We start from the raw sequence: 18379 nt of genomic DNA on the forward strand, positions 1-18379 counted from the left end.
TTATGAAAAGAAAACTACTTCTTGGCTTAGGCTTACTGTTAAGTACGGGTATGGCAAAAGCACAATTTTTACCTTTTAACAAAATTATAAATGTTAATTTAAACAGAGGGGCCTCGCCAGCTAATGATACAACTGCTTTGGGTGTAAATAATAAATATTTTGAATCTCCTCTGCCAAGTTCTTTAACAAGTATTCAAGGAAGATTTTTTCCAAATATTACAGATGGTGCTTACAGATTAAGAGCACTATGCTATGGAACAAATGGCGAGTTTAAATTAGAAGGAGATGTTTTATCTATTAAAAACTCTACTACGAGCATAGCTAAAGCTGCTGTTTTTAATATTGCTCATGCTAACCCTTTAGTTAAATTTAAGTTTACATTAGATATGCCTGCTTTTGCAACTGCAAATAGTGCCTTAGTTATTGCATTTGGTAATACAGGTGGTGGCTCAACTTTAATTAGCTCCAGTAGTCCTTTCAGTAGTGCAGGGGATATTTTTGGTACTTTTAGAGTTATTAGAAGTGGAAGCTTTATAACACAATATAGACCGCTCGATGGTTCTCCTGCTAATCAAGTTAATACAGCAACTCCCTATTTAATTAAAGCCAGTTTATCTCAAGTTGTTGAAATTTTTGCGAATAGTAATTCTACTCTCTCAACTTATAGTTATGGTACAAATCCTTCTATAAATATTCCAGCTAATACTTATCATGTTTATGTTGATGGTGTAAAATATGCCGAGGATTTTCCTAAAGCTTCATCAGCCTATACACAAACAAATATAAATGCAATTTCATTTACTCTTTCTTCAAATGCTACTCAAGAAACTGTTAAAATTTCTAATATTTCTGTAACCTATCCAGCAAGTACAGTACCAGTATCATTTACCTCTTTTACAGGAGAAAATACAGCTAGCGGTATTCTTTTAAACTGGAAAACAGCTTCAGAAAAAAGTAATTCTCATTTCGAAATTTTTAGAGCAGGAGAGGACAAAGACTTTAAATTTGTTTCACGCATAAATGGTAAAGGCAACTCAGACGCTGTACAAAATTATAGTTATACGGATAATAATCCTTTAAACGGCAATAACTATTACCAATTAAAACAAGTTGATTTTGATGGTACCGAAACTATTTATAACCAATTGGTGGCGGTTAAATCATCTTTAAACAACCAAAACTTTAAAGTGTATGTTAATGAAGAAGGTCTTTTAAATGCCTACATTAATGCTTCTTCTTCTACAATAGCTAAAATTACCGTTTATGATATTAGTGGTAAAAAAGTTTTTGAAAGTAGCCAAAACCTACAAGCAGGTGATAATGCAATTAAGATAGCAATCCCTACCATCCAAGCTGGTGTTTACGTTGCCAGAATAACAGCTAATGGCTTAAACGCACAAACAAAATTTGTTAAAAAATAAAATGATAATCATCATTCATCATGATGAATCAATTGATGAAAATTTTTATATTAGAAATAGCTTTAATGATAAGCTATTTCTAATATTTAAAGAATTTGCACCCCTATTCACACTAAATTTTACCCCTTTTTTAATGTAATCAATACCCAAATTTGGATAAGCTTTTACATCAACCATATACATGGTGTAAAAAATTAAAACCACTATAAACTAAAAATATATGATTAGGAAGATTTCAATATTAATCTTATTCATGCTTCCGCTAGTAAGTTTACAAGCACAGCAAACAAGGCAAATAACGGGTAAGGTTACCGATGCTGCTCTAGGAGACCCCTTAATTGGTGTAAGCGTAGCTGTTAAAGGAAGTTCATTAGGCGCTGTTACAGATATTAATGGTAAGTATACCATTAAAGTGCCTACAGCAGCCACCACTGTTTTACAGTTTCGTTATCTAGGTTTTACCACACAAGAGGTTGTAATTGGTAATAAAACTACCATAGATGTAGCGCTAAGAGCTGATAATAAGGCTTTAAGCGAAGTAGTTGTTATTGGTTACGGCGAAGTGCAACGTAGAGATTTAACAGGTTCTGTAGGCTCTGTAAACATGGAAGAGTTACAAAAAGCCCCAGTTGGTTCTGCTATAGAAGCATTGGCAGGTAGAATAGCCGGTGTACAAGTAAGCTCAGAAAGTGGTAAACCAGGTTCGGGTGTTAATATTGTGGTTAGAGGTGCAAACTCTTTAACACAAGATAACTCACCATTATATGTTATTGATGGTTTTCCTACTGAGGATGCAAATGCTGGAGTATTAAATCCGGCAGAAATAGAGTCTATAGAAGTATTAAAAGATGCTTCTGCAACAGCTATTTATGGCGCCAGAGGAGCAAATGGTGTAATCCTAATTACCACAAAAAAAGGTAAAGAAGGTCCACCGGTAATTAATTACCAAGGTTACGTAGGTGTTCAACAAATCATCAAAACCATTGATGTTATGGGACCTTATGAGTTTGTGAAACTACAAGCAGAGCGTGATCCGGTTGGCATACAGCTTAATTATTTTAGAGATGGTAAAACATTAGAAGATTACAGAAACGCAGAAGGTACAGATTGGCAAGATAGATTATTCCAAAGCTCGCCTATGCAAGACCATTCTTTATCTATAAGAGGAGGTACAAAAAACACCAAATATTCATTATCTGGAAATATATTTGATCAAAAAGGAATCATCATAAACTCTGGTTTTAACCGTAAACAGGGTAGGTTTACTTTAGACCAAACTTTTAATGATAAACTTAAAGTAGGTACCAATGTATTGTACTCTGGTACAAAAACATTCGGATCTAATCCAGCCACACCAGACCAAAATTTCTCGGCTATGAATTATCTGATGTATAGCGTTTGGGGATATCGTCCGGTTACGGCCACAGGGGTAGAGCTAGACGACTTATTGTTAGATCCTGAAATTGATAATCCATTAAACGATTATCGTATAAATCCTATTTTATCAGCAAGAAATGAGCTTAGAGAAACTTTTACCAACCGTTTAGTAGCCAACGGGTTTTTAGAGTATGTACTTGCAAAAGATTTAAAAATTAAAATATCCGGAGGGGTTAATAATACTTCTACCAGACAAGATGTTTTCAACAACTCACAAACCAGATATGGCTACTTTGGTAGTACTGATAAAGTAAATGGTGCTGTTACCTATACTGATAACAATACATGGTTAAATGAAAACATCATTACTTACAATAAAAAAATTAATAAAGACCACACCATTAACCTAGTGGGTGGTGTTACATTTCAGGAAAACACTTTTAAAAGATATGGTTTAAGAGCAACACAATTGCCTAATGAAATATTGGGTTTAGCAGGCTTAAGCCAAGGTATACAACAACCAGTAACCTCTTTAAATACAGATTGGTCTTTGATGTCTTACCTTTCAAGAATTAACTATAATTACAAAAGCAAATACTTAATAACAGCATCATTCAGGGCTGATGGTTCTTCAAAATTTAGACAAAATAACCAATGGGGTTATTTCCCTTCGGCAGCATTTGCATGGCGAGTGATTAATGAAGATTTTATGAAAAACCAAACCATATTTTCTGACGCTAAATTTAGGTTAGGATATGGCGTTACAGGTAATAACCGTGTAAATGATTATGCCACTTTTGCCGAAATAAATTTTGATAACACTGGCCCAACAAGTAATGGTTTCTATTCTTTCAATAATAATTTAGTACAAGGTATGTATTTAAGTTCTATTGCAAATCCAGATTTGAAGTGGGAGTCTACAGCCCAAACCAATATTGGATTTGATTTAGGCTTTTTAAAACAACGTATTACTTTTACTGCTGATTATTACAAAAAAGTAACATCAGATTTATTACTTAACGCTTTACTTCCTTACTCAACTGGATACAGTTCTGCATTTAAAAATATAGGTAAAACATCTAACGAAGGTTTAGAACTAAGCGTTATCAGTCAGAATATTGATACTAAAAACTTCTCATGGAGTACTTCTATCAATATCGCTTTCAATAAAAACAAAGTACTAGAGCTTAGCCAAAATCAAGAAAGTTTAATACGTACGGTGCCTTGGGATCAAAATTTCAGAGAAATACCAGCATATATTACCAAACTGGGCCAGCCTTTAGGTCAAATGTATGGTTACATCTGGGAAGGTGTATACAATTATGATGATTTTGATTTATTACCAGGCGGAACTTATAAACTAAAGGATAATGTTGCTACCAATGGTAACACATCAATGTTACCTGGTGATATCAAATACAGAGATTTAAACGCCGATGGTGTTGTAAACGATTTAGATAGAACAGTAATAGGAAGAGGTTATCCTATACATCAAGGAGGTTTTAGCAATAATTTCAGATATAAAAACTTTGATTTAAACCTATTTTTCCAATGGTCTTATGGTAATGATATTTTAAATGCAAACAGACTTTTGTTTGAAGCAGGTAACAGGCCAGGCTTAAACCAATATGCAACTTTTTCAAACAGATGGACTCCAGAAAATACCAATACCACCATGTTTAGAGTAAACGGGCAAGGTCCAAACGCTTACTCAAGTCGTATTGTAGAAGATGGTTCTTATTTAAGGTTAAAAACAGTAGCGTTAGGATATAACATTTCGCCAAGTTTATTAAAAAGGTTAAAAGTTAAATCGGTAAAAGTTTATGCTTCTGCGCAAAATTTATTAACCTTTACTAACTATACTGGCTTTGATCCTGAAGTTGCCGTTTATTACTCGGCCTTAACACCAGGGTTTGATTATTCTGCATATCCTCGCCCTAAAACAATTGTGTTTGGATTTAATGTTTCTTTATAAACTGATTGATATGAAAACTCAACATAAAAATTTTAAAACAAAAACTAAGTCTTTCTTAGTTTTAAATCACTCGGTAACTGCATTTAAGAAAACAGTTTTATTAAGCTTTAGCACAATCTTGTTGTTAACCCAAAGTGGCTGCGAAAAATTCTTAGATAAAGAACCCAAATTTATTGTTAAAGAGAACTATTATAACAATGAAACCGACGTTAATATAGGCCTTGCTGGTGTTTATGAAATATTAGGTAGAGAAGAGGTTTATGGTGGTGCTTTACTATTAGATTTAAATGTTGCCGATGACGGTTTTTACTCTAGAAGTGCTTTTACTACAGGTACTGCCGTTTACAATTTCGACGCATCAACCAATACAGTAACCAGCTTATGGAGGTATTTATATGAAGGTATAGAAAGAGCCAATGTTTTTTTAAGTAGGATAGACCAAGTACAAATGTCTGAGGAGAATAAAGCAGTGGCCAAAGGTGAAGCTAAGTTTCTGAGGGCATATTACCACTTTTTATTGGTAAGTAACTGGGGTGATGTTCCTTTAAAAACACAACCTACCGCTTCAGTAAATGATGTAAATATTAAAAGAACGCCACAAAGAGAAGTTTACAACTTTATTGTAAGCGAAATGGAAGAAGCCGAGGGCTTAGTAAGAACAGCAACACAAGTAGGTGCCGGTGGTAGAATTTCAAAATCTGCCGTGAGAGGTATTTTAGCTAGGGTTTACTTGAAAATGGCAGGTGCACCTTTAAATGATGTTAGTAAATATGCAGAAGCTTTAAAATGGGCCAGAAAAATTGTTTATCCTGATAACGGTCCTAAAGAACACCGTTTAAATCCAGATTTTAAACAAATATTTATCAATTACGCTGCTGATAGATATGATATTGGAGAGTCTATTTGGGAAGTAGAATTTTTTGGAAACAGAGGTGGCACTTTTGAAGCCGGCCGTGTAGGCAATACTTTAGGCTTACAATGTAATGATGAAGTATTTGGTTATGGCTACGGTTTTATAAATGCTACTCCAAAATTATATAACCGCTATGGTGCTACAGATAGCAGAAGAGACTGGACAATTGCTCCGTATCAATACGTTTATAATAACGTAAATAACCTTCAGGTGGTTAGAGATTCTACCTTCTGGACAAGCGTACAACTTTATAATAGAAACTGTGGAAAATACAGAAGGGTTTATGAGGTTGTAAAACCAAAGAATAAAAACTATACTCCTATGAATTATCCTTTATTACGCTATGCCGATGTATTGTTGATGTTAGCAGAAGCAGAAAACGAGGTTAATGGGCCAACAAGCATTGCAACTACAGCACTTAAAGAAGTAAGAGATAGAGCCGGTGCTACAGATGTTACCGCCCTGGCTACCAGTAAAGAAGAGTTACGTAGATTAATCAGAGAAGAACGTTTTCTTGAATTGGCTTTTGAAGGTTTAAGGAAGTTTGATTTGATAAGATGGGATATTTTTACATCAGAAATGAACCAACTTGCCAGTGATATACAAAATACAGCACCTACTAATTTTAGGTTTGCTGCGCTAGCTGGTAGTAATGTTACGCCCAGACATAACTTATTACCTATTCCAATCTTAGAACTCTCTCTAAACGGTGGAATGACACAAAATACAGGATGGTAAAATTTAAATTTAAAACGTCATGATAAGAAAAATATATATCATACCTCTTTTAATCATGCTGTTCTCAGCATGTAACAAAAAAGAAGTTACCGAGCTTAGTTTCTCTGTTAAAACAGAAAAAAATAGCTACAAAGTAGGAGATACCGTTAGATTTTTAATCTCTGGAAATCCAGAACAACTTATATTTTATTCTGGATTAGAAGGCAGCAGATACATCTATAAAGACAGAACAGTAGCAGAAAGCGATAATATTACAGTAGAATTTGCTACCAATAGAAGATACGGTTCTGACGTTCAGCAACCTCGATCTTTTAGGGTTTTTGCTTCGCAAAAATTTAATGGACAATATACAGAAGCCAATATCAATGAATCTGCAGATTGGACAGATATTACAACAGCATTTACCTTATCCGGATTGCAATCAAACGATAATACTTATGTTTCTTCTGGTGTGGTTAATTTATTAAGTCTTAGTAGTTTGGGTTTAACATTAGATAAAAGTAAGCCTGTTTACTTTGCATTTAAATATAATGGCGTTACTGGCTCTACACAGCCACGTTGGTGGGTAAATAAGTTTGATATAAAAATGACTACTACAGACGGACAACTTTTAACCGTTGCAGATATTGGAACTGCCGGTTGGACATCAGTTAGATTTGGAACTTCTTCTGTATCGTGGTTATTTGGTACCGATAGAATTTTAAAATTTGCAGGTGGGGCAGCTAATATTTCAAGCAATCAAGTTTGGGCCGTGTCTAACGCTTTAAATGTTACTAAAGTTAAGCCAGATAGAGGCTTAGCACTTAAAAATATGAGTACCCGTTTAGATGAGTATACATTTATTTACAACCGAGCAGGTACCTACACCGTTACATTTGTAGGTTCTAACGTTAATATTTACGGAGAAAGTAAGACTGTTAAAGAACTAGAACTTACCATCAACCCTTAAAAAAACAGCCATAAGCACAAAAAATTAAAGATTAGTTTGGTTTAATAATAAGCATAGGTTAGCCATGTAAAATGGCTAGCCCTGCTATACAACACGCAAAAAAATAACATCAATAGATAATCATGATAAAGGTATCAGCCTCTGGCGCTAAGCGCATTTTTTTATTAGCAAGTTTAACATTTACAATGGCATCTTGTAGCACCCAAAAAGTTATTGAAAAAGACTTTGAGGTAGCTCAAAAGCAATACACCGTTTTGTTAAACAATTCTAAAGATTTAACTGCTTTTCCACGGTCTATCTATCCTGACGGTACTATGAAAACAACTGATGTTTGGGATTGGACGGGCGGCTTTTTCCCAGGAGGGTTATGGTATATCTATGAGTATACCCAAAAGCCAGAATGGAAAGCGGCAGCAAAACAGTGGACAGAAGCATTAGAGGCAGGTAAATTTTTAACGCAACACCATGATGTAGGCTTCGTGATGTATTGTTCTTACGGCAATGCTATACGTTTTGAAAAAGATCCTCAAAAAATTAAAGAATATCAGGATATATTAATACAATCAGCAGAATCAGCTTTAACCCGTTACGATGAGAAAGTAGGTCTTATCAAATCATGGAATCCAAAAATGTCTTGGGATAAGAAAACTTTGTGGCAGTACCCTGTGATTATTGATAATATGATGAATTTGGAATTGTTATTTTATGTTTCTAAATTAACTGGTAATCCAAAATATAAAAATGCCGCTATCAGTCATGCAACTAAAACCATGCAAAATCATTTTAGAGCTGATTATAGTACTTACCACGTGGTAGATTATGATGAGAAAACTGGTAAAGTTTTACATCAACAAACTAACCAAGGCTATGCCGATAATTCTACATGGTCTAGAGGGCAGGGATGGGCAATTTACGGTTTTACATTAATGTATCGTGAAACACAAAACCCAGAATTTTTAGCTGCTGCAGAAAAAGCTGCTGATTTCTTTATCAATCATCCAAACCTACCAAAAGATAAAATTCCGTATTGGGATTTTAACGCCAACCAAGAAGGCTACACGCCAGAATGGATGTATCCAGAGTATAAAAAGTTAGATTATATTCCAAGAGATGCTTCTGCAGGTGCTTTGGTAAGCTCTGCTTTGTTCGAGTTAAGTACTTTTAGTAAATCAAAAGGAGAAACTTATTTTAAAACAGCAGAAGAAATGCTACAATCTTTATCTAACAAACCTTATTTGGCAGAAGAAGGTACAAACTTAGGTTTTATTCTTAAACACTCTGTAGGTAGTATTCCTCATAAATCAGAAATTGATGTACCACTTATTTATGCTGATTATTATTTCCTAGAAGCACTTTTACGCTATCAAAAATTAAAAGAACAATAAAATTATTCTTTTTAAAATATTTAATAAGTTTGGATAATATCCTTACACATTTCAAATTATGAATAAAAAGCCCTTTTTAGCATTATTAGCCGTAACAACCATTTTAGTATCCTTTACCAATCCTATTAAAATTTATAAAAAAGATTGGATAGACCTTAATAAAAACGGTAAAAAAGACATCTACGAAGATAAAACACGCTCTCTTGATGAACGTGTAAATAATTTGCTTTCGCAGATGAACCTGAACGAGAAAACCAATCAAATGGCTACTCTTTACGGATGGAAAAGGATACTAAAAGACTCTTTACCTACAGCTAATTGGAAAAACGAGATTTGGAAAGATGGTATTGCCAATATTGATGAGCATTTAAACGGCTTTTTAAACTGGAATAGTGTAGAAACCAAACTTGATTTAGTTACCGATATTAAACGACATGTTTGGGCTATGAATGAGACACAGCGTTTTTTTATAGAGCAAACTCGTTTAGGTATCCCGGTAGATTTCACCAATGAAGGCATTCGTGGTATAGAGGCTTATGAAGCTACTGGTTTTCCTACGCAATTAAATATGGGCATGACCTGGAATCCTTCTTTGGTAAACCAAATGGGGGTTATTACAGGTAAAGAAGCCAGAGCTTTAGGTTATACCAATGTTTATGCACCAATTTTAGATGTTGCCCGCGACCAACGCTGGGGTCGTTTAGAAGAAGTTTATGGCGAAGACCCATATTTAACCGCTCGTTTAGGTGTAGAGATGGCAAATGGCATACAATCTGCCGGTGCAGCATCAACCCCAAAACATTTTGCTGTTTATAGTGCAAATAAAGGTGCTAGAGAAGGTTTAGCCCGTACAGACCCCCAGGTATCTCCTCGCGAAGTAGAAGATATTTTGCTTTATCCCTTCAGGAAAGTAATTAAAGAAGCCAATATTATGGGGGTTATGAGTTCTTATAATGATTATAATGGCATCCCAGTTTCTGGTAGCAAATATTGGTTAATAGATAGGTTAAGAACCGATATGGGTTTTACCGGATATGTAGTGAGTGATAGCGACGCTTTAGAATATCTTTATAATAAACATCATGTTGCAGCTAATTTAAAAGAAGCTGTTTACCAGGCTTTTATGGCTGGGATGAATGTGAGGACAACTTTTAGAGCTCCGGATAGTATTATTTATGCTTTAAGAGAATTGGTGCAAGAGGGTAGGATCCCGATGGATACCATTAACAGCCGTGTAAAAGATGTTTTAAGAGTAAAATTTAAACTAGGTTTGTTTGATGAACCTTACGTTAAAAATGCCGATGAAAGCGCAAAATTGGTAAACAACTTAAACCACCAAAATGTAGCTTTACAAGCATCCAAAGAAAGTTTAGTGCTTTTAAAAAATAGCAAAGGTGCTTTGCCAATTTCAAAGAAATTAAGTTCGGTAGCAGTTATTGGTCCAAATGCAAAAGATAATGATTATGCACATACCCATTACGGGCCGCTAAAATCGGCTAGTGTTACCATTTTAGAAGGTATCCAAAATAAAATCGGCAAAGCCAAAGTTTTATATGCCGAGGGTAGTGCTTTAATTGATCGAAACTGGCCAGAGAGCGAAATTTTCCCTGAAGCACCAAATGCCGAAGAGCAAGCGGCTATAGATTTTGCCGTTAAGCAGGCTCAAAAAGCAGAGTTAACCATTTTAGTACTGGGCGGAAATACCAAAACTGCTGGCGAAAATAAAAGTCGTACTTCTTTAGATTTGCCTGGCCATCAAATGGCTTTAGCCAAAGCTATTCATGCTACTGGGAAACCTTATGTGGTGGTTTTAACTGGTTCGCAACCCATGACTATCAATTGGTTAGACCGCTATGCGCCAGCTATTGTGTATGCAGGTTATCCAGGTGTAAAAGGTGGTTTGGCTGTTGCCGATGTTTTATTTGGAGATTATAATCCTGGAGGGAAATTAACTTTAACTTTTCCAAAATCGGTAGGGCAGTTGCCACTTAATTTCCCAACCAAACCAAATGCACAAACAGATGAAGGCGAGTCTGCCAGAGTTAAAGGTTTGTTGTATCCTTTTGGCTATGGTTTAAGTTACACTACTTTTAAATACAGCAACATTAAAATTGATAACCAATTAGCTACTAAAGATGAAGTTATGGTAAGTGTTGATATAACCAATACAGGCACATTAGCTGGAGACGAGGTTGTACAATTATACACCCGAGATTTATTAAGTACAGTTACTACATACGAGAAAAATCTAAGAGGCTTTCAACGTGTAACTCTTAATCCCGGTGAGACTAAAAAACTCGTTTTTAAACTCGTTTCTGATGATTTAATGCTTTGGAATAGAGATATGAAACGTGTTGTAGAGCCCGGAGATTTTAAAGTCATGTTGGGGTCTTCATCAGAAGATATTAGACAAAGTGAAGTTTTTACGGTTAAATAAAATCCAGACATCATGTATCAACCTGTTAAACTTTTATTTGTCATTTTCTTCATCAGCTTTAACTTAGCCAGTCAAGCTCAGGATCATGATTTGGCTATCATCCCAAAACCTTTTTCTTATGAAAAGGTAGCTGCTTCTTTTTTGGTTCATCAGGCTACAGCCATACAAACTGATGAGAAAAGTAATGCACAAGCAGCTTATTACTTTCAAAATGAGGTTTTAAAAGCTACAGGATTAAGTTTAGGGATAAAAAAGTCTGCAACTCACCATGTCATCAGCTTTAAGCTAGTTCCGCTAAAAAGTAAAGAAAGCCATCTCTATCAAATAAAAATGACTGCCCAAAAGGTAGAAGTTATTGCGGCAACAGAAGAAGGTTTATTTAGAGGTGCTACTACTTTATTACACGTTTTAAAGCAATCTAAAAACGTTAACGGTGCTTACGCACTTTCTTGTTGGAATATGACAGATAAAGCTTTTTTCGAGTGGAGAGGTTTGATGTTGGATGAATCAAGACATTTTTTCGGTAAAGAAAAGGTGAAACAAATTTTAGATTGGATGGCTTTTTACAAGCTTAACAAGTTTCATTGGCATTTAACAGACCAACCAGGCTGGCGTATAGAGATTAAAAAATATCCACGTTTAACAACCGTTGGTGGTGTAGGTAATTATAGCAACCCCAATGCTAAAGCTCAATATTATAGTCAAGAAGATATTAAAGAAATTATAGCTTATGCAGCCAATAGGTTTATAGAAGTTATTCCAGAAATAGATATGCCGGGTCATGCTACAGCGGCTAATTTAGCTTATCCTCAGTTTAGTGGTGGTGGTTCGCCTAAATATCCAGAGTTTACTTTTAACCCTGGCAAAGAAACAACTTACCAGTATCTTACAGATATATTAAAAGAAGTAAATGTGTTGTTTCCATCGCAAAAATTACATATCGGTGCAGACGAAGTACATTTTGGAAATCAACATTGGAATGTGGATGCTGATGTTCAAAAATTAATGAAGGAAAAGAATTTTACCTCATTAAAAGAAGTAGAACATCATTTTTTATATAGGATGGGAGATAGCATCTTAAAAATGGATAATGAGATTTTAGCTTGGGATGAGGTGGTAGATTCTAAATTGCCTACAGCGCAAACAACAATTTTTTGGTGGCGACATGATAAGCCAGAAATCCTGAAACAAGCCTTAGCTAAAGGATTTAAGACAGTTTTATGTCCACGTTTACCTTTATATTTTGATTTTGTACAGGATGAAAAACACCAGATAGGGCGTAAATGGGATGGTAAATTTGTAACTATAGAGCAGGTTTATCAGTTCCCTAGTCAAGATATTTTAGGTTTAGATGGTGCTGCAAAATTGGTGCAAGGTATACAAGCTAATATCTGGACAGAGTCTATCTCTACAGAAAATCACTTAGATTATATGCTTTTCCCAAGAATTACTGCTTTGGCAGAATCTGCATGGGTTAAGCCTGATGCTAAAGATTTCACGCTATTTAAACAGCGTTTAAACCTTCACTTAAAATACTTTGCAGAAGATAGCTTGTACTATTTTCATCCATTCTCTCCAGAGAAATTTCAAGAATTTCAAGGGCCAGTACAACGTAAAAAACAAAGTACCAGTACTGATGATTTAACCAAACAAGAAAAAGGCTTATAATGTCTAAAAAGATTAACATTTCAGAAGTTCAGCATATCAATTTTTTAAACGATATAAGCTTGGTTTCATCAGTTTTAAATCAAGAAAAAAAGCACAAAATAAGTGAGACTTTTTGGCCAAACCTAGCATATAAAGGCACATGTGATGTTTCTGTTTTGTACACTGCCGATATGCTTGCACTAAGATTTGAAGTGCAAGAGAATGACTTTTTAGCTCGTTACATAAACCCAAACGAGCCTGTTTATGAAGATAGTTGTGTGGAGTTTTTTTTAGCTTTTGATGATAGTGGTTATTATAATTTCGAATTTAACAGTAACGGAGCTTGTTTAGCCCAGTTTGGTACAAGTAAATATGATAGAAGATTTATATTAGCTGCTGATCTTCGTAAAATAAAAATTCAGAAAAGCTTTAGGCAAAATCAAAATAGCGAACTTTCGTATAGTTGGGAGCTTACCATAGTATTACCTCTAACCGTTTTTACTCATCATCAATTAAAAACTTTAAAAGGGAAATGCTGCAAAGCAAATTTCTATAAATGTGGAGATGATTTAAAGCATCCTCATTTTCTTTGTTGGAATAAAGTAGAAAATCATGAACCTAATTTTCATTTACCGGCCTATTTTGGCGAGCTGATTTTTGAATAGCAAATAGACCCTATATAAAGCTACACATAACCAGTAACCTAAAAATTGTATATGTATTTATGTAGATGATGATGGCTTAATATCTGTTTTAAAATTAATAGGTATACATATTGCTGTAGATGAGTTATAAAAAAACCTGAATAAAGCTTGTTTCAGATTTGAACTCATCCCAACTATGATAAATATTATACTTGCAGAAAATCATCATACTGTTAGGAATACTTTAAAAAATTTATTAGAAAAAGATGCTGATTTAAAAATTGTAGCAGATACAGCATTTGGAAATGAATTGCTTAACCTGCTTAAAACCGGGTGTATAGCTGATATATTATTAGTAAACATCAATAAAATCGATATTGAAGGGTTAAGTTTAATAAAATTAATTAAGCAACAATATCCTCATCTTTCTATCATTATGCTTTCTGTTATAGATAATGAAGAATTTATAATAGCATTTTTTAAAGAAGGTATATCAGCCTATTTATTCAAAGATATAGAACCATTAGAATTAAAATTTGCTATAAAACATGTTCATAGCGGTCAAAGGTACATCTGCTCAGAGTTTTCATTAAGTTTATTAGATAAGTTCACACGTTTATCTAAGCAAGAGAAAGACAAAAACTTAAAACATAATTTTTCTTCCAGAGAAATCGAAATCTTACGTCTTATTGCAGACGGTTTTACCAATCAAGAAATTTCTAATAAGCTTTTCATCAGCAAAAGAACGATAGAGGGTTATAGGCAAAACCTTATTCAAAAAACCAAAGTAAAAAATACAGCAGCCCTTGTTAAATACGCCTTTTTAAACGGAATTTTAAATGAACAGAGGTCTTCTCTTTAAATTGAATAGTATTTTTATCATCATAATTGGAGATTTTAGAGCTATTATTTTTTAATTTGGTGAGGTATTATTACCCAAGTTAGTTCGAGCTTATATCTCGGATTGTTACAAAAACAAAACGCCCAGTTCAATTAAGAACTGGGCGTTTCTGTTAATGAGCGAAAGCTTTTTTTGTCCTGTTGTAAGCCAGCGCCATATCAATAAAATAATATACTTTGTCTTTTTCCTCGCTGGGCAAGGCTTCAATATCTTCCATCCTGCGCACTAAATTCTTATCCATAATCAAATGATCAGATTGCCCGATCAGGTAATCCACGGTAACATTCAACGCATCGGCAATCTTGGCAGCCACGTCAATAGAAGGGGTGATTTTCAGACTTTCTTAAACGGTTACCTAATATGTTGCTTAACTCATTCTCGAGGACTTACCTATTTTTAAATTCTATATTAATTTTACCTTTTCACAATCAATATTCTGGTTATTGTTTCTTGATTGCCTACTAATTTGATTAAATAGCTTGATGATGGTAAATCTTTTACTTCTAATGTGGTCTCCGAGGCTTTTGATAATACTTCCTTTTTCTGTATTAATCTACCGTTTAAGTCTATTAGTTCTATGCTGATAAACTTTCCTGCCTCAAATACTATATTCACTAAATCTGTACTTGGATTTGGATAGATTGTTACTTTTGAATCATTTGCTAATGCTACTTTCGCACTTCTTATCCCTAACTCTTCTCTAGCTCCATCTAAATCTACCTGTACCAATTTGTAATAATTATCTCCACTTTTTGGTGTTCTGTCTGTATAGTTATATAAGCTGCGTTGAGTGGTTGTTTCATTTCCTTTTATTGTACTTAACAATACAAAGTTTTGTCCGTCTGTTGATTTTGATATTTCGAAATAATCATTGCTTTGTTCTGCAAAGGTATCCCACGTTAACAATACTGTTCTGTCTGTTTGTAATTTAGCTGAGTATTGGTTTAAAGTTACTGGTAATGTTACTCCAACTACAATATTAAAAATAGCAGTAATTGTTCCTCCACTTCCATCGTTTGCAATTACATCTATACTAATTGTACCAATATTCGCATTTAATGGTGTGCCAGAGAATGTTCTTGTTGCCCCATCAAAACTTAACCACGTTGGTAAAGTTCCACCACCATTTAATTGTGCCGTGTAGGTTAAAGTTGTTCCCGCATCTACATCATTAAATGTATTATCTGCAAATTGGAAGTTGAATAATTGATCTTCTGTTGCGTTTTGATTCGCGATAGGGTTGGCAACCGTTGGGGCATTGTTTACTCTAGTTACTGTTAAGGTATACGTTTTTGTTGTTGTTCCATCTTGTGCGGTTACTACTATTGTAATGGTATTTGCTCCTACTGTTAAGGCTATAGCTCCTGAGGGACTGCCGCTGGCAACTGCTGTTCCATTTACTGTGATTGTTGCATTCGGCTCTGCCCTAGTTGGTGTAACCGTGATGCTTGTGGTTGCGTTTGCTACACTAGCTGTGTAAGCTAACGTTCCTGCGTCAAATGTAGGTGAAATTGCTCCTGCTGTAGTAGTTAAAGCAGATAAGTTGGCATCAGTTGATGTTACTATCATCGTAATCACACTACTGGTTGCCGTAGCAGTTGAAGCACAAGGGTCATTACTCGTTAACACACAAGTAATGATATCACCGTTTTCTAAAGCGGCATCGGTGTAGGTAACACTATTGCTGCCCACATTGTTATTATTTTTTTTCCATTGATAAGCTGGTGTGCTTCCCCCATTGGTAGGTGTAGCTGTAAAAGTTACAGCTGTACCCGTTGTAATGCTATTGCCTGGATTAGCAGCAATAGTTACTGAAGGCGTTACTAGCGGCTGGGAGCTTGTCATTACTCTATTGCTTATGCCATTATCAGCTACAGCCACAAATAAATCATTGCCGTAGGTTACTGAAGCCCAAGAATTATCTGCTGCTGAGGTCCGGATTGTCCAAGTAATCCCATCGGGGCTGGTCATTACTCTATTGCCTGTGCCAGTACTAGACACTGCCACAAATAACCCATTGCCGTAAGTTACGGAATTCCAACCATTATTTGCTGCCGAGGTGCGGCTTGTCCAAGTAATCCCATCGGGGCTGGTCATTACCCGATTGCCTGTACCAGAACCTGCTACAGCCACAAATAACCCATTGCCGTAGGTTACGGAAAACCATAGATTATTAGCTGCCGAGGTTCGGCTTGTCCACGTAATCCCATCGGGGCTGGTCATTACCCTATTGCCTGTGCCATCTGCAGCTACAGCCACAAATAAACCGTTGCCGTAGGTTACGGACCACCATTGATTATCAGCTGCCGAGGTACGGCTTGTCCAAGTAATCCCATCGGGGCTGGTCATTACTCTATTGCCTGTACCGTTTGCAGCTACAGCCACAAATAACCCATTGCCGTAGGTTATGGAATACCATTGATTATTAGCTGCCGAGGTTCGACTTGTCCAAGTAATCCCATCTGGGCTGGTCATTACTCTATTGCCTGTACCATCTGCAGATACAGCCACAAATAACCCATTGCCGTAGGTTACAGAAGTCCAAGCATTATCTGCTGCTGAGGCTCGGCTTGTCCAAATAATACCATCGGGGCTGGTCATTACTCTATTGCCTGTGCCACTACCAGCCACAGCTACATATAAACCATTACCGTAGGTAACGGAATTCCAAAAATTATTTGCCGCTGGGGTGCGGCTTGTCCAGGTGGTGCCTGCTGGGCAAGGAAAAGTTACCGCCATTGTAACCCCAGTACTTGTTGCTTTTGTAGGCGAAGCGCAAGCGTCGTTACTCGTTAACTCACAAGTAATGATGTCACCGTTTTCTAAAGCTGCATCGGTGTAGGTAACACTATTGCTACCTACATTGTTATTATTTTTTTTCCATTGATAAGCTGGTGTAGTACCCCCATTGGTAGGTGTAGCTGTAAAAGTTACAGCTGTACCCGTTGTAATGCTATTACCAGAATTAGCAGCAATAGTTACTGAAGGCGTTACCAATGGCGGGGAGCTTGTCATTACTCTGTTGTCTGTGCCAGTAGTAGACACAGCCACAAATAACCCATTTCCGTAGGTTACAGAATTCCATTCATTATTTACTGCCGAGGTTCGGATGGTCCAAGTTATCCCATCAGAGCTGGTCATTACTCTATTGCCTGTACCAGTAGAAGATACAGCCACAAATAAACCATCGCCGTAGGTTACGGAATACCATTCATTATTTGCTGCCGAGGTGCGGATTGTCCAGATAATCCCATCGGTGCTGGTCATTACCCTATTGCCTGTGCCAGTACCAGCCACAGCCACAAATACACCATTGCCGTAGGTTACGGAATTCCATTCATTATTTGCTGCCGAGGTTCGGATGGTCCAAGTTATCCCATCGGGGCTGGTCATTACTCTATTGCCTGTGCCAGACCATGACACAGCCACAAATAAGCCATTGCCATAAGTTACGGAATACCAACTATTATTTGCTGCGGAGGTGCGGATTGTCCAGGTAATCCCATCGGGGCTGGTCATTACTCGATTGCCTGTACCAGATTCAGCCACGGCCACAAATAAACCATTGCCGTAGGTTACGGAAGTCCATTGATTATCTGTTGCTGAGGTTCGGCTTGTCCAGGTAACCCCATCGGGGCTGGTCATTACTCGATTGCCTGTGCCAGTATATGCCACAGCCACAAATAAACCATTGCCATAGGTTACAGAAGTCCATTGATTATCTGCAGCCGAGGTTCGGCTTGTCCAAGTAATCCCATCGGGGCTGGTCATTACTCTATTGCCTGTGCCACTAAATGCCACAGCCACAAATAAGCCATTGCCGTAGGTTACGGAATTCCAATTATTATCTGCTGCGGAGGTGCGGATTGACCAAGTGGTACCGGCAGGGCATTGTGCCTGCGCTACTTCCCATAAAAAGAAGCCACATAAAAGGGTAAGAAATGAGCGGCGAAGTGTTTGGTTTTCTAATAGTTTTTTCATTTAAAAAAAAT

General features: G+C 36.2%; 11 protein-coding genes. 9 read left to right on the forward strand and 2 right to left on the reverse strand.

Annotated features, from left to right (window positions below):
- Positions 1-2 precede the first annotated feature (2 nt).
- The 9 genes from B2745_RS00830 to B2745_RS00870 all read left to right on the forward strand — a co-directional run bounded on the left by B2745_RS00830 (position 3) and on the right by B2745_RS00870 (position 14348).
- A complete protein-coding gene (locus tag B2745_RS00830; protein WP_304062380.1) occupies positions 3-1421 on the forward strand; it encodes a T9SS type A sorting domain-containing protein in 1419 nt (472 codons plus the stop codon).
- 220 nt (positions 1422-1641) lie between these two features.
- Positions 1642-4773: a SusC/RagA family TonB-linked outer membrane protein gene (locus tag B2745_RS00835; protein WP_304062382.1), complete on the forward strand. Its 3132-nt coding sequence runs from the start codon at positions 1642-1644 to the stop codon at positions 4771-4773.
- A gap of 10 nt (positions 4774-4783) precedes the next feature.
- Positions 4784-6424, forward strand: a complete 1641-nt coding sequence (locus tag B2745_RS00840) for a RagB/SusD family nutrient uptake outer membrane protein (protein ID WP_304062385.1) — start codon at positions 4784-4786, stop codon at positions 6422-6424.
- Positions 6425-6443: 19 nt separating this feature from the next.
- On the forward strand, positions 6444-7373 hold the full coding sequence (locus B2745_RS00845; protein ID WP_304062388.1) for a DUF5017 domain-containing protein: 930 nt from the start codon (positions 6444-6446) through the stop codon (positions 7371-7373).
- Positions 7374-7495: 122 nt separating this feature from the next.
- Positions 7496-8758, forward strand: a complete 1263-nt coding sequence (locus tag B2745_RS00850; RefSeq protein ID WP_304062390.1) for a glycoside hydrolase family 88 protein — start codon at positions 7496-7498, stop codon at positions 8756-8758.
- 58 nt (positions 8759-8816) lie between these two features.
- Positions 8817-11195: a glycoside hydrolase family 3 N-terminal domain-containing protein gene (locus B2745_RS00855; RefSeq protein WP_304062393.1), complete on the forward strand. Its 2379-nt coding sequence runs from the start codon at positions 8817-8819 to the stop codon at positions 11193-11195.
- Positions 11196-11207: 12 nt separating this feature from the next.
- On the forward strand, positions 11208-12863 hold the full coding sequence (locus B2745_RS00860) for a beta-N-acetylhexosaminidase (RefSeq protein ID WP_304062396.1): 1656 nt from the start codon (positions 11208-11210) through the stop codon (positions 12861-12863).
- Entirely contained in the window at positions 12863-13507 is a 645-nt protein-coding gene (locus B2745_RS00865; protein WP_304062399.1) for a carbohydrate-binding family 9-like protein, read from the forward strand. The genes B2745_RS00860 and B2745_RS00865 overlap by 1 nt, the downstream gene beginning before the upstream one ends.
- Positions 13508-13682: 175 nt before the next feature.
- Positions 13683-14348 (forward strand): LuxR C-terminal-related transcriptional regulator, encoded by a 666-nt coding sequence (locus B2745_RS00870; RefSeq protein WP_304062402.1) that lies wholly within the window; start codon positions 13683-13685, stop codon positions 14346-14348.
- A gap of 151 nt (positions 14349-14499) precedes the next feature.
- Here B2745_RS00870 and B2745_RS00875 read toward each other — a convergent pair whose 3' ends face one another.
- On the reverse strand, positions 14500-14700 hold the full coding sequence (locus B2745_RS00875; RefSeq protein WP_304062405.1) for a hypothetical protein: 201 nt from the start codon (positions 14698-14700) through the stop codon (positions 14500-14502).
- Positions 14701-14801: 101 nt separating this feature from the next.
- Positions 14802-18368 carry a cadherin-like beta sandwich domain-containing protein gene (locus B2745_RS00880; protein ID WP_304062409.1) on the reverse strand — a complete coding sequence of 1189 codons (3567 nt, stop codon included), beginning with the start codon at positions 18366-18368 and terminating at the stop codon, positions 14802-14804.
- Between the last annotated feature and the right edge of the window lie 11 nt (positions 18369-18379).

It is taken from the genome of Pedobacter glucosidilyticus, from assembly GCF_002483235.1.
In the GTDB taxonomy this organism is placed as follows: Bacteria; Bacteroidota; Bacteroidia; order Sphingobacteriales; family Sphingobacteriaceae; genus Pseudopedobacter; species Pseudopedobacter glucosidilyticum_B.

Coding starts and splice junctions, on each gene's coding strand:
- B2745_RS00830 (WP_304062380.1), top strand. CDS start 3: ATGAAAAGAAAACTACTTCTTGGCTTAGGCTTACTGTTAAGTACGGGT.
- B2745_RS00835 (WP_304062382.1), top strand. CDS start 1,642: ATGATTAGGAAGATTTCAATATTAATCTTATTCATGCTTCCGCTAGTA.
- B2745_RS00840 (WP_304062385.1), top strand. CDS start 4,784: ATGAAAACTCAACATAAAAATTTTAAAACAAAAACTAAGTCTTTCTTA.
- B2745_RS00845 (WP_304062388.1), top strand. CDS start 6,444: ATGATAAGAAAAATATATATCATACCTCTTTTAATCATGCTGTTCTCA.
- B2745_RS00850 (WP_304062390.1), top strand. CDS start 7,496: ATGATAAAGGTATCAGCCTCTGGCGCTAAGCGCATTTTTTTATTAGCA.
- B2745_RS00855 (WP_304062393.1), top strand. CDS start 8,817: ATGAATAAAAAGCCCTTTTTAGCATTATTAGCCGTAACAACCATTTTA.
- B2745_RS00860 (WP_304062396.1), top strand. CDS start 11,208: ATGTATCAACCTGTTAAACTTTTATTTGTCATTTTCTTCATCAGCTTT.
- B2745_RS00865 (WP_304062399.1), top strand. CDS start 12,863: ATGTCTAAAAAGATTAACATTTCAGAAGTTCAGCATATCAATTTTTTA.
- B2745_RS00870 (WP_304062402.1), top strand. CDS start 13,683: ATGATAAATATTATACTTGCAGAAAATCATCATACTGTTAGGAATACT.
- B2745_RS00880 (WP_304062409.1), bottom strand. CDS start 18,368: ATGAAAAAACTATTAGAAAACCAAACACTTCGCCGCTCATTTCTTACC.